The sequence below is a fragment of the Deltaproteobacteria bacterium genome, assembly GCA_020848745.1.
Lineage (GTDB): Bacteria > Desulfobacterota > Binatia > UTPRO1 > UTPRO1 > UTPRO1.
Genome location: JADLHM010000099.1, coordinates 1 through 12,457 on the forward strand (window position 1 = coordinate 1; position 12,457 = coordinate 12,457).

At 71.6% G+C, this 12,457-nt stretch carries 10 protein-coding genes and 2 tRNA genes; 6 read left to right on the forward strand and 6 right to left on the reverse strand.

Features of this window, described 5'->3' with window-relative positions; genetic code table 11:
- Positions 1-85: 85 nt before the first annotated feature.
- The 5 genes from IT293_15115 to IT293_15135 form a co-directional block, all read right to left on the reverse strand.
- A tRNA-Phe gene (locus tag IT293_15115) sits at positions 86-158 on the reverse strand.
- 142 nt (positions 159-300) lie between these two features.
- On the reverse strand, positions 301-1,287 hold the full coding sequence (gene gshB / locus IT293_15120) for a glutathione synthase (GenBank protein ID MCC6765987.1): 987 nt from the start codon (positions 1,285-1,287) through the stop codon (positions 301-303).
- On the reverse strand, positions 1,284-2,150 hold the full coding sequence (locus IT293_15125; GenBank protein ID MCC6765988.1) for an RDD family protein: 867 nt from the start codon (positions 2,148-2,150) through the stop codon (positions 1,284-1,286). Before IT293_15125 ends, gshB begins: the two co-directional genes overlap by 4 nt.
- Before the next feature lie 216 nt (positions 2,151-2,366).
- Positions 2,367-3,113 (reverse strand): 16S rRNA (uracil(1498)-N(3))-methyltransferase, encoded by a 747-nt coding sequence (locus IT293_15130; protein ID MCC6765989.1) that lies wholly within the window; start codon positions 3,111-3,113, stop codon positions 2,367-2,369.
- Positions 3,113-4,174, reverse strand: a complete 1,062-nt coding sequence (locus IT293_15135) for a 50S ribosomal protein L11 methyltransferase (protein ID MCC6765990.1) — start codon at positions 4,172-4,174, stop codon at positions 3,113-3,115. Before IT293_15135 ends, IT293_15130 begins: the two co-directional genes overlap by 1 nt.
- Positions 4,175-4,262: 88 nt before the next feature.
- On the opposite strand from IT293_15135, the gene IT293_15140 reads away from it, so the two are divergent.
- The gene (locus IT293_15140) at positions 4,263-4,994 is read left to right on the forward strand and encodes a glycerophosphodiester phosphodiesterase (protein ID MCC6765991.1); all 732 of its coding nucleotides are present in this window, start codon (positions 4,263-4,265) and stop codon (positions 4,992-4,994) included.
- On the opposite strand, the gene IT293_15145 is transcribed toward IT293_15140, so the two are convergent.
- Positions 4,942-7,605, reverse strand: coding sequence for an insulinase family protein (locus IT293_15145; protein MCC6765992.1), 2,664 nt, complete (start codon positions 7,603-7,605; stop codon positions 4,942-4,944). The two genes, IT293_15140 and IT293_15145, sit on opposite strands and share 53 nt — an antisense overlap.
- 138 nt (positions 7,606-7,743) lie before the next feature.
- Between IT293_15145 and IT293_15150 the strand changes: the two genes are divergently transcribed.
- From IT293_15150 to IT293_15170, 5 genes are all read left to right on the forward strand, one after another.
- Complete coding sequence (locus tag IT293_15150; protein MCC6765993.1) at positions 7,744-7,953, forward strand: 30S ribosomal protein S21; 210 nt, start codon at positions 7,744-7,746, stop codon at positions 7,951-7,953.
- A 155-nt stretch (positions 7,954-8,108) separates the two neighbouring features.
- The gene (locus IT293_15155) at positions 8,109-8,633 is read left to right on the forward strand and encodes a CvpA family protein (protein ID MCC6765994.1); all 525 of its coding nucleotides are present in this window, start codon (positions 8,109-8,111) and stop codon (positions 8,631-8,633) included.
- A 1-nt stretch (position 8,634) separates the two neighbouring features.
- Complete coding sequence (locus tag IT293_15160) at positions 8,635-10,470, forward strand: DNA primase (GenBank protein ID MCC6765995.1); 1,836 nt, start codon at positions 8,635-8,637, stop codon at positions 10,468-10,470.
- A gap of 8 nt (positions 10,471-10,478) precedes the next feature.
- Complete coding sequence (gene rpoD, locus IT293_15165) at positions 10,479-12,233, forward strand: RNA polymerase sigma factor RpoD (protein MCC6765996.1); 1,755 nt, start codon at positions 10,479-10,481, stop codon at positions 12,231-12,233.
- Between the two features lie 107 nt (positions 12,234-12,340).
- Positions 12,341-12,414 (forward strand) — tRNA-Ile (locus tag IT293_15170).
- Positions 12,415-12,457 lie beyond the last annotated feature (43 nt).

Genomic DNA, 12,457 nt, shown 5'->3' on the forward strand with positions numbered 1-12,457 from the left:
TCGAAGGGCGTATCCTCCGCTCCTCGCGAGAACGTCGTCGAGTTACCGGCGCGCGCAACTCACGAAGAAGACGACGAATCGGAAGTGGGCAGGGGCGGAATTGAACCGCCGACACGCAGATTTTCAGTCTGCTGCTCTACCGACTGAGCTACCTGCCCGTGCTTCGGTGGGAACGCGAGAGCCGGTCGTCTCGCAAGGGGGCGGACCGTAACAGACGACGCCCACCTTTTCAATTCGCTCCGAGCCGACGACCGCGCCGTTCCGCGACCGGAAAACCGAGACGGCGCGGCCGTTCGCGGCTCAGCGCCGTCGCGCCTTCAGCTCCGCGACCTTCCGCTCGACGAGCTCGATCACCTTGGTCTCGAGGCAGACGCCGTCGAGGCGGTCGATCTCCTGGATGCCGGTCGGGCTCGTGACGTTCACCTCGGTCAAGTAGTCGCCGATGATGTCGAGGCCGACGAAGTAGAGGCCGGCGGCGCGGAGCTTCGGGCCGACCTCGGCGCAGATGCGGCGCTCGCGCTCGCCGAGGACGACCTTGCGGGCGGTGCCGCCGACGTGGAGGTTCGAGCGGTGCTCGTCCTCGCGCGGGACGCGCGCGATGGCGCCGAGCGGTTCGCCGTCGAGCATGATGACGCGCTCGTCGCCGAGATCGCGGACGGCTTTGATGTACTGCTGCGCCATCGTGAGGGTGCGGCCGTTCTCGGTGACGGTTTCGAGGATGGCGTTCAGGTTCCGGTCGCCGGCGTGGACGTGGAAGATTCCGAGGCCGCCCCAGCCGTGCGGGGGCTTCAAGATCATCTCGCCGCCGATCTCGGCGAGGAAGTCCTTCAGGCGTCCGACGTCGCGGGTGACGAGCGTCCGCGGGATGCAGTCGGGGAAGTTCAAGGCGTAGAGCTTCTCGTTGGCGTCTCGGATGGCGGCGGGGCGGTTCATGACGAAGACGTCGCGCGCCTCGACGAGCGAGAGGAGGTGCGTCGCGTAAAGGTAGTCGGCGTCGACGGGCGGGTCGGTCCGCATCCAGACGGCGTCGAGGTCGGCGAGGACGAGCGGCGCCGACTGATGGAAGCGGTGGTGCGGATCGCCCGGAGCTTGCGGACGGAACACCTCCGTGCGGCGGCCCATGGCGCGTACGTCGGCGTCGACGCAAAAGAGATCGCGGTGGTGGATGCCCCAGAGCTCGTGGCCGCGCTTCTGCGCCTCGAGCATGAGGGCGAACGTGGTGTCCTTGTCCGGATGCACGGTCGGGAGCGGATCCATCACGACCCCGATGCGGAGCTTCGCGCTCATGCCGAGGCCTCCTCGGGATCGAGCCGGACGACGCACGTACCGGCGAGGATGTCGTGCCAACCGCGCTTGCGCGGGGTGAGCGCCACCAGGAAGAAGCCAAATCCGAAGAAGCTCGACGAGAAGGCGTAGGCGAGCGTACGGAAGAACGCGCGCACGACGCCGACGCGGCGCATGTGGAGTGTCCGGACGGCGATGCCGAAGAACGCCTTGCCGACCGTCTGGCCGCCGCTGCTGTGCAGGACCGTGAAGTAGACGACCGCCATCGCGAACCACCCGAGCACGAGGAGCGTGACGAGCGTCTCGTCGGCCTCGATCGCCGCCGTGTGGCCGAGCACGAGCATGCCGGCGCGCATACCCCAGTAGCCGGCGGCGGCGAGCGGGAGGCCGAAGGCGCCGAGCAGGGCGCCGTCGACGAGGAACGCGACGACGCGGACGAAGAATCCGGCGTAGCGCACCGTCGGCTCGGCGCCGCGGACGTGCAAGCGCTCAGCGAGCTCGCGGAGGAGGGCGGCCTCGCCGGCGCCCGGGCTCAGCTGGTCGACCGTCGCCTTGCGGACCGCGGCTGCGGCCGGCGGCGAAACCGTGGCGGTCGCGGACGACGTCTCGGCCGGAGCTGCGGCGGCGGACACGGAAGGCGCGGCCGCCGGTGCGGGCGCCGGGTTCGTGAAGGCGTCGGGCTCGCCGCGCAGCACGGCGCGCAGGAGCGGCGACGACGGGAGGGTCAGGTCGTCGGGATCACGCAGCGTCTCCCCGGGATGGACGCGCTCGGGCGTTTCGGCGAGCGCCGCGCCGCAACTTCCGCATTTCTCGGCGCCCGGCGCGTTCGCGAACGAGCACGCCGGACACGGCAACGGATCGATCATCGCGCGCGGATGCTATGCCGCGCTCCCGTGGCAGACAAGGCGACGGGCGCTAGGGAACCTCTCCACAGATGGGTTCCGAGCGAGAAGCGCGAGCCGCCGCGAGCGCAAGGCGCGGAGCCCGACTGCGTATCTGTCCGATACGCCGAGGGCTCCGCGACGCCGTTGATCGCGGATGGATCGCGCTTCGTAGCCGGAAGCCATCTGTGCAGAGGTTCCCTACGCGCCGGCGCCGCCGAGGTCGCCGAAGCGCGCCTGCACGAGCGCCAGCGCGACGATCGCCGCGGTTTCGGTGCGGAGGATGCGCGGACCGAGCCCGCAGAGCGCGAGTCCGGTATTCAACGCGCGCGACGCCTCCTCGCTGCTGAAGCCGCCTTCCGGGCCGACGAGGACGCCGGCAGCCGCGGCGCGCGGGCCGTCGGCGGGCGGCGTCGGCAGGGCGGCCGCGCCCGCGTTCTCGAAGAAGAGGAGGGCGTGATCCATGGCGGCCGCGGCACTCACGACCTCGGGGAAGGTGAGTGTCGCGCCGACCTCGGGGATCCGCGTGCGCCCCGACTGCTTGGCGGCGGCGAGCGCGATGCGTTGCCAGCGCTCGCGCTTACTCTCCGCGGCGGCGACGCTCGCGGTCCCGAAGGACGAGACGAAGGGCACGATCGCGACGACGCCGAGCTCCGTCGCCTTCTCGACGATGAGGTCCATCTTCCGGCCCTTCGGCACGCCTTGGTAGAGCGTGACGGCGAGTGGCGATTCGCGTGTCGACGCGACCGACGCGGTGATGCGCACCGTTGCGACCCGCGGCGACATCGAGACGATGACGCCTTCGTGCTCGAGACCGGCATCGTCGAAGAGCGTGACCGTGTCGCCCTCGCGGAGTCGGAGCACGCGCTGGAGGTGGCGGAACTCGCCGCCCTGGAGGCGCGCCTTGCCGTCGGCGACATCGCGTTGCGAAACGAAGAAGCGCGGCATCAGCGGGTTCGCGCCCGGGCGGCGCGGCGCGGCGGTCGCCGACCCGAGACCTTCGCGGCGGCGCGGCGCACGCGCGTCGGAGTGTTGGGCGTCGCGCCGCGGCCGGCCTCGATGGTCGGCGTGCGTCGCTCGAAAACGCTCGTTACCCATGCGCCATGCCGCTTCGCGGAGCGGAGGCGCCACGCCGGCGCGGCATACGCGGCCCGCACCCGGGCCTGCTGGCTCCGCAGCACGCCCGAGGTCACGAGGTGCCCGCCGGGCGCGGTGCGCGACGTGATCGCCGGCGCCAGCGCGACCAGCGCGTCGACGTAGAGGTTCGCGACGACGAGCGGAAAGTCGCGGCCCGCGGGCGGTGCGGGCACGGCCCGCGTGAGATCGCCACACGCGAGCTTCACACGGCTGCTGAGGGCGTTCCGGCGCAGGTTGCCGCGCGCCGCGGCGATCGCCTGCGGATCGAGGTCGAGCGCGGCGACCTCCTTCACGCCGAGCTTGGCGAGCGCGATCGCGAGGACGCCGGTGCCGGTGCCAACGTCGAGCGCGCGGGCGGGCGCTGGGCTCGCGAGCCGCTCGAGCGCTTCGAGGCAGCCGAGCGTCGTCGCGTGCTGGCCGGTGCCGAACGCCATGCCGGGATGGATGACGACCTGCGTCCGGCCGCCATGGTCGTCGCGGTCCCAGGGCGGCACGACGACGAGCCGCCGGCCCGCGCGCACGGGCTGGAAGTGCTGCCGCCAATCCATCTCCCAGAGGCTCGCGTCGAGCTCGCGCCAGCTGACGGTCGCCCGGCGCACGCCGACGTCGCGGGCGCGGCCGAGCGCGGCGCGCACCGCGAGCCGCGCTCGCACCGGCTCGCGGCTCGGGAAGAAGCCGCGGACGATCTCGTGAGTGCGGCGGCGGGCGCCGCGGGCGAGCTCACGAACGCCGGTGATGACGCCTTGCGATCCGGCCTCGACGAGGAGCCGGCCGACCCGGTCGGCCGCACCGAGCGGAACGCGGATCGCCGCTTCGAGCCAGGCGGAGCGGCTCGCGGGCCGCGGAGCCGATGTCGTCTTCGCGCGCGCCATGTGCGGCGGGACTCATGCCATGCGACGCCCGGCAATGCCACGCCGACGCTCTCGCATGCGCCGGCCGATCGCGCTAGTCGGTCGCGCCATGGCCTTCCTCGCGATCGCGCACCGGGGGGCGTCGGGACGCGCGCCCGAGAATACCCACGCCGCGTTCGCGGCGGCGCTCGCGCTCGGGGCCGAGGCGATCGAGCTCGACTGCCAGCTCACGGCCGACGGCGAGCTGGTCGTCATTCACGACGAGACGCTCGACCGGACGACCGAAGGGCACGGCCCGGTCGGCGACCGCACCTGGGACGAGCTCGCGCGCCTCGACGCGGGCGGGTGGTTCGACCCCTGCTACGCGGGCGAGCGCATCCCGCGGCTCGCCGACGTCCTCGTGCAGCTGCGCGACCGCGTCCTCCTGAACGTGGAGATCAAGAGCGCCCGCGACGTCGGCACGATCGAAGCGAAGCTCGCCGCGCTCGTCGCGCACGCGGATGCGGCGGAGTGGGTGGTCGTCTCGTCCTTTCACTGGGACGCCCTGCGCAACCTGCGGGCGGCGGCGCCGTGGGCGCGGCTCGGCGTCCTCTGCGACGCCGACCCGCGGCGCGGCGGCCTGGCGCTCGCCGCCGAGTTGCGGTGCGAGGTGGTCATCCCGGGGCGGCGCTGGATCGACCCGGGCGTCGTCGAGGAGGCGCACGCGCGCGGGCTCGATGTGTGGGTGTGGACGGTGAACGAGCCGGGCGAGATGCGGCGGCTTCTCGCCCTCGGCGTCGACGGGCTCTTCAGCGATTGGCCCGAGCGGCTCGCCGACCTGGCGCGGCTTTTCGAGACGTAGCCTTCGCCCCCTTCGGACCGACGACCGCGAGCGTGTAGGCGTCGAGCGTGAGGTAGCCGCGCGCCGCCGCCTGGACGGCCGCCGGCGTGACGTGTGCCAGCGACTCGCGGTAGCGCTCGCCGCCCTCGACGCCGAGGCCGTACGCCTCGTTGAAGGCGAGCTCATCGCCCTGCGAGGCGTTGGTCTGCAGCGAGATCTCGTAGCTGCCGAGGAGGTACGTGCGCGCCTCGCCGAGCTCGTCGGCCGAGACCGGCTCGTCGCGCAACCGGCGCAGCTCGTGGAGCACCCCCGCGACCGCGCGCTCGATCGCATCGGGCGCGCAGGCGAAATAGATGCCGAAGACGCCGGGATCGACGCCTTCCGAGGCGAACGCCGAAACGGTGTAGGCGAGCCCCTGGCGGTCGCGGAGCTCAAGGAAGAGCCGGCCGCCCTGACGCGAGAGGATCGCTTCGAGCGTCTTCAACACGGCGCGATCGGAGTCGGTGATGCGGCCGCCGCGCATGCCGAGCACGAAGTGCGCTTGCTGGCGGTCGAGCTGCCGGGTCACGCGCTGGATACGCGGATTCGGCGGCGTCGGCAGCGGGCGCACGAGCGGGCGCACGAGCGGAAGATCCCCGAGGGCCGCCTCCAGGCGGTCGAGCATCCACGGCGCGTCGAGGTCGCCGACGGCCGACACCACGAGCCGTGCGGGCGCGAGGAGGCGCTTGTAGTACGCCGCGAGCTGACTCCGCGTGAACGACCTGAGCGGCGTGCGCTCGCCGAGCGTCGTCATGCCGTACGGATGGTGCGGGAAGTGGGTCGCGTAGAAGAGCTCGATCGCGCGCGACGCCGGATCGTCGTCGCGATGCGAGAGGGCGATCAAGAGCTCGCGCCGCCGCTTCTCGATCTCGTCGGGCGGAAAGGTCGGATGGCGCAGCACCTCGAGGAAGAGGTCGGTGCCTTCCTCGACGGTGCGGGCCATGAACTGGCCGCGCAGGCCGAAGGAGTTCCGGCCCGAGAAGCCGTCGATGCTGGCGGCGAGGGATTCCACGGCGCGGCCGAGGCTCTCCCGCGAGTGATGGCGGCTGCCGCGCGTCAGGAGGCCGGCCAGAAAGTTGTTGATGCCGTTGTTCTCCGGCCGCTCGAAGAGGAGGCCGCCGAGAGTGACGGCGCGGAGCGCCACGAGCGGCGTGGCGTGGTGCTCCTTCACGACCAGGCGAACGCCGTTTCCGAGCGTGCGCGCGTGGACCGTCGGCCGGCGGGCGGTGCGCGCGCGCCGCGGGGAGACCGGCGGTGGCGCGGCGAGCGGTGCCGTCATCTGCTCGGCCTTCGGCAGATGCCGGGCGGCGTCGGGACCGACCAGCACGGCGACCATGTTCTCGGGACGGAGGTAGGCCGTGGCGACGCGTTGCACGTCCTCGCGGGTCGCGGCCGCGAGCTCGGCGAGATAGCGCGTCTCGTAGCCCGGATCTTCGAAGACGCACTGCGAGTAGCCGAGGAGCCGCGCCTGCCCCTGCATCGTTTCCTTGCGGTAGACGAACTCGCTCTCGAGGTTGCCGCGCGCGCGTGCCATCTCGGCGCGGCTCACCAGCTCGGTGCGCGTGCGCGCGAGCGCCGTGAGCAGCTCGGTCGTCGCGGCGGCGATCTTGGCGCGTTCGAGCGAGGCCAGGAGCACGAAGACGCCAGGGTCCTGCGGAGTGTACGCGAACGCGGAGATCGAGTTGACGAGCTCCTTCTGCGCTTCGAGCAGCGTGACGAGGCGCGTGCTCTCGCCGCCGGCGAGGACGTACGACAGGAGGTCGAGCGGCACCGCGTCGCGGTCGTGCCCGGAGGGTACGCGAAAGCCGAGGAGGAGATGGTGCTCCTGCACCGGCATGGTGATCGCGGTGCGGACGAGCGCGCGCTGCGGCGGCTCGGTCGGGCGCTGCCGGACGGGAAGCGCCGCGGCCTCCCAATCGGCGAAGGCCTTCGTCACCTGCTCGCGGACGAGCGCGGGGCTCACGTCGCCGACGACGATCAGCACGATGTTGTTCGGCACGTACCAGCGGTGAAAGAACGAGAGCACCTTCGGGCGATCGAGCGCTTCGATCGTCTTCTTCCAGCCGATGACCGGACGCCCGTACGGATGGGCCGTGAACGCGCGCCGGAAGAGCTCGGTGTAGCCGCGTGCGACCGGCATGTCCTCCGAGCGCTTCCACTCCTCCATGACGACCTTGAGCTCGCGGGCGAGCTCGGTCGCGTCGAAGGCGGAGTTGCGGAGCGCGTCGGCGAGGATGTCGAGGCCGGTCGCGAAGTGCCGGCCGGCGAGCACGAGGTGGTAGACGGTGTGATCGGCGGTCGTGAACGCGTTGATGTTGCCGCCCGACGACTCGACCTCGGCCGCGATCTGTCCGACGCCTCGCCGCTGCGTGCCCTTGAAGAGCATGTGCTCGTGCACGTGCGCGACGCCGGCTTCCGGTTCCTCCTCGTCGGCCGCGCCGACCTTCACCCACGCCTGCAGCGCGACGACCGAGGCGAAGTGGTCCTCACGGACGATGACGTGGAGGCCGTTGGGAAGCGTGAAGCTTTCGGTGCCGCCGTTTCCGGCGGCGGAACGAGGCGAGGGCGTGCTCGCGCTAGGACGTGTGCGCACGGATTTTCTTGACTCCCCCCCGTTTTCGTCTAAGGTACCCGGCTCCCTGCAGCATCACGTATCGAGGGACCAGCGTTCCATCCACGCATCAGCGCACGGAACCACTCCACGTCGTACCGGAGGGGGGTGAAATATTGCATGCCCGGAGTAAGGGTCAAGGATAGCGAGCCCATCGAGAGCGCGATTCGGCGCTTCAAGAAGCAGTGCGAGAAGGCCGGAATCCTCGCCGAGCTGCGGAAGCGTGAGCACTACGAGAAGCCCAGCGTGAAGAAGAAGAAGAAGGCGCTGGCCGCCAAGAAGCGAGCGCTGCGGCGGGCGAGTCGTACGAAGCACGACAGCGCGCAGTGAAGTGAGATGAGATGGAGCGGCGGCGGGGCGACGCGCGTGACGCGGCCCCGCCGCCGGGCAGCGCGACGCCGTCGGTGTCGCGGTCGTGGTCGGGAACGATGGTCGCGGGGTGGGGAGGCGCGGGAGGCGGGTGACGAAGTAGGGCGAGGGTTCCGGTGAGTCGGATCGATGTGGTCCTCGCGGTTGTTCTGGCGCTCTTCGCGCTGCGCGGATTCTGGCGCGGGTTTTCACGCGAGGTCTTCGCGCTGATCGGCCTGGTCGGTGGCGTCGCCGCCGCCGGCGTGTACTATCCGGACGGCGTCGCGATGCTGCCGCCCGAAGTGCCGGAGATCGCACGTCCCGCGCTCGCGTTCCTCGGGATCTTCCTCGCGGTCGCGCTGGCGGCGAAGCTCGCCGGTCTCCTGGTGCAACGCCTCCTCGGTCTCGTGCTGCTCTCGCCGCTCGATCGTCTCGGCGGTGTCGTGTTCGGTGCGGCGAAGGGCGCCGCGGTGCTCACGCTCGGGGTGATCGTCGTGCGCGCGATCACGCCGCCCGACGCGATCGAGCGGGCCTGCGCCGACTCGGTGCTGATGCAGCCGATCCTCGAGATCACCGACGACGGGCACGCGGCGCCGCCGCCGCGCCACCTCCCGGACCCGCTGCCGCAGTCGTCGCCGTCGCCCGCGGCGGAGGGAGTCTGACGTGCGCGGCCGCATTCCAGAGTCGACGCTCGTCGAGATCCGCGACCGCGCCGGCATCGTCGAGGTCGTGGGCGCGCACGTCGGCCTGAAGCGCGTCGGACGCAATCAGGTCGGCCTCTGCCCGTTCCACGCCGAGAAGACGCCGTCGTTCACGGTGAACGACGAGCGCGGCATCTTCCACTGCTTCGGCTGCGGCGCGGGCGGCAACGTCTTCACCTTCCTCATGAAGTTGGAGAGCGCGACTTTCCCGGAGGTCGTCGAGCGTTTGGCCCGCCGCTACGGCATCGAGCTCCCCGAGCGCGGCGACGACGACCCGGCGATCCGCCGGCGTGAGGCGCTCTCCCGCCTGAACGAGAAGACCGCGCGTTTCTTCCAACGCCATCTCTGGGACACCGCCGAGGCGGAGGCGGCGCGCGCGTATCTCGCCGAGCGCGGGATCAGTCGGGCGACGGCCGACCGCTTCGTGCTCGGCTACGCGCCGGCCGGCGGCGAGGTGCTCGCGCGGCGGCTCCGTGACGCGGCCTCGAGCGATCCGGAGCTCGGGAGCGGCGGCCGGCCGCTCGCGCTCGCCCAGGAGCTCGGCCTCGTGAACGAGCGCCGCGGCGGCGCCGGTCACTTCGACCGTTTCCGGGGCCGGCTCATGTTCCCGATCACCGATTCGGCCGGCCGGGTGGTGGGGTTCGGCAGCCGGAGCGTGCCAGGAACGCTGAGCGCCGACGCCAAGCTGCCGAAATACCTGAACTCTCCCGAGACCCCTCTCTATAGAAAGGGGCACCACCTCTATGGGCTCTCCAGCGCCCGTGACCCGATCCGCAAGGAAGGGCGGGCCATCGTCGTCGAGGGCTATTTCGACGTGCTCGCGCTCGCGGAGGCCGGGGTCGGCCACGTGGTCGCCTCGCTCGGGACGGCGCTCACGGTCGACCAGTTGCGCGTGCTGCGCCGCTTCACCCGCGACATCGTCGTCTGCTTCGACGGCGACGATGCCGGGGCGCGCGCCGCGGAGAAGAGCCTCGCGACGTTTCTCGAGGCGGGTCTCGTCGGTTACGGCGCGTTCCTTCCCGCCGGCGACGACCCGGACACCTTCGTGCGGCGCGAGGGGACCGATGCGATGACGGCCCTCGTCGCGAACGCGACCCCGCTCCTCGACTTCTATCTGCATCGTGCGGTGCGTCCCGAGAGCACGGTGACCGAGCGTGGCGCCGTCGCGCAGCAGGTGGCGACGTGGCTCCGCAAGATCACGGACCCGCTCGTCGCCGAGATGATGATCCGCCAGGCGGCTGATCGCCTGCGCATGCCGGAGAACGAGCTGCGCGCGATCGTCGAGGCGGCCTTCGCGAAGGCGCGTCCCGCGCCGGCCGCCTCCGGGCCGGGGAGCGCCGCTCCGGCGCACGTTCGACCGCTCGGACTCTCCGCGGACGCCGAAGAGCTGCTCGTGACGTCGATGCTGCACGATCCGGAGGCGGTCGCGATGGTCGATCGCGAGGGCGCGCTCGACGATTTCGACGAAGGACCGTGGCGTGCGCTCGCGGTCGACCTCGTCGCGGCGGCGCGCGAGGGCGCGCCGCTCGATCCCGCGACGGTGCTCGGACGTCTCGACGACGCGACCGCGGCGCGCGTCACCGGTCGCATGCTCGCGGCGCACGACGAAGATCCGGTGCGGCGGCAGATAGTCGTTGACTGCTTGGCGAAGCTTCGTCATCGTGCGCGGGAACGGGAACGGTTGCGCGTGTTGCGACGAATTCGCGAAGCCGAAGCACTCGGCAATCTCGACGCGGTTGCGGAGGGGCAGCGCCAGTTGCTCGCGCTCCGCCAGAACGAAACGAACGAGCGAGCATAGGTTCCCTCGTGGAAGTGCGAACGTTCAAGGAAGTCCAGCACATCATCCAGCTCGGGAAGGGCAAGGGCTTCGTCACGCTCGACGAGGTGAACCGCCTGCTTCCGGCCGACGCGGTCACGCCCGAAGAGGTCGACGACGTGATGACGCTGCTCGGCGCGCTCGACATCCGGCTCGTCGACGACGCGGCGGCGGCGGGCTCCGAGGGCGGCGACGACGATCTCGGCGTGGAGCCGATCGCGGTCGCGCGGGAACAGGAAGAGGAGGCGGCGGAGATCGAGGAATCCCGCGGCGCCGCGCACCCGGCGGCGTCGGCGGATCCGGTGCGGCGCTATTTCGACGAGATGGGGCGCATTCCGCTGCTCGGCCGCGAGGGCGAGGTGGAACTCGCCCGCCGCATCGAGGAGGCGAGCGAGCAGGTGCGGAACGAGGCCTACGCGTCGCCCCTCGCGCTCGCCTATGTGCTCGATCTAGCAAGCCGTATCGAGGCGGGCGAGGTCGCGCTCGCCGACGTCGTCGGGGACGGCGACGAGGACCCGGAGGACGAGGCGGTCGCGCTCGAGCGGGCGGCGCGCTTCGCGACGGGCGTGGCGCGCATCCAGCGCCTGACGACGCGCCCGGCGCGCGAGCGCGGCGCCCGCACCGACGCCGATCGCGTCGCCGCCATGAAGGCGCTCGGGCTCGGACGGCGTCACTTCGCGGCGATCGTCGGCTCGATCCGGTCGGCGGCCGCGGCTGCGACGCGCTGCCAGAACGTGCTCCGTCGCTGGGAGGAACGATTCGAGGTCACGGTCCGTGAGCTCGTACGGTTCGCCGCCGCCGTCGATCCCGCGCGGCCGCGCCGCAACCGCGCGCCGTCGGCGCGCGACGCCGAGCGCTTCTTCGGCCGCCATCGGGTCAGCGGCGGCGACGCGGTCGGGCTCGGAAGCGAGGTCCGGTCGACGCTGCTCGAGCTCCGCACGATCGAGCGCGGTGCGCAGGTGAGCGCGGTCGATCTCGCCCGCGCGGTCGCCATCATCCGCGACGGCGAGCGCCGCGCCGAGCTCGCGAAGACGCAGCTCATCGAGGCGAACCTGCGCCTCGTCGTGAGCCTCGCCAAGCGCTACATGCAGCGTGGTCTCCCGCTCCTCGATCTCGTCCAGGAGGGCAACATCGGCCTCATGCGCGCGGTCGAGAAGTTCGACTACCGTCGGGGCTACCGCTTCTCGACGTACGCGACGTGGTGGATCCGCCAGGCGATCAACCGCGCGATCGCCGACCAGGCCCGTACCATCCGCGTGCCGGTCCACATGGTCGAAGCCATGAACCGCGTCGTCCGCGCGCGGCGCGAGCTCGTGCAGGAGACCGGGCGCGAGCCGAGCGAGGACGAGCTCGCGGCGCGCTTGGCGCTGCCCCTCGAGCGCGTGCAGCGAGTGGTGCGGATCGTCCAGGAGCCGATCTCGCTCGAGACGCCGGTCGGCGACGATGGCGACGGCCTGCTCGGCGACCTGATCGCCGATCCGCGCGCGGTGTCGCCGAGCGACGCCGTCGAGGCGGTGCATCTGCGCCGTCACACCGAGCAGATGCTGGCGACGCTCTCGCCCCGCGAGGAGCGCGTCCTCCGCATGCGGTTTGGGATCGGGGAGCGCGTGGACCTCACCCTCGAGGAGGTCGGCCAGCGGCTCGCGGTGACGCGGGAGCGCATCCGCCAGATCGAGGCCAAGGCGATCCGCAAGCTTCGGCACCCGACGCGGCGCAAGCGCCTGCGGGACTTCTCCGACGAATGAGCTTCCGGCCGGCGAGTCGCAGCCGAACGTTTTGACGGGCTCTCCGACCTGCGCTATGCGGGGACCGTTGCGTGCCGGGAACTTCCGAGCCGCCGGACACCGTCGGCGGGCCTATAGCTCAGCTGGTTAGAGCGACCGGCTCATAACCGGTTGGTCCCAGGTTCGAGTCCTGGTGGGCCCATTCTTCACGGTGCGCGAGGAGAGCGATTGGGAAATCAGATCGA

Coding starts and splice junctions, on each gene's coding strand:
- IT293_15135 (MCC6765990.1), bottom strand. CDS start 4,174: ATGGCGCGCGCGAAGACGACATCGGCTCCGCGGCCCGCGAGCCGCTCC.
- IT293_15130 (MCC6765989.1), bottom strand. CDS start 3,113: ATGCCGCGCTTCTTCGTTTCGCAACGCGATGTCGCCGACGGCAAGGCG.
- IT293_15140 (MCC6765991.1), top strand. CDS start 4,263: ATGGCCTTCCTCGCGATCGCGCACCGGGGGGCGTCGGGACGCGCGCCC.
- IT293_15125 (MCC6765988.1), bottom strand. CDS start 2,150: ATGATCGATCCGTTGCCGTGTCCGGCGTGCTCGTTCGCGAACGCGCCG.
- IT293_15150 (MCC6765993.1), top strand. CDS start 7,744: ATGCCCGGAGTAAGGGTCAAGGATAGCGAGCCCATCGAGAGCGCGATT.
- gshB (MCC6765987.1), bottom strand. CDS start 1,287: ATGAGCGCGAAGCTCCGCATCGGGGTCGTGATGGATCCGCTCCCGACC.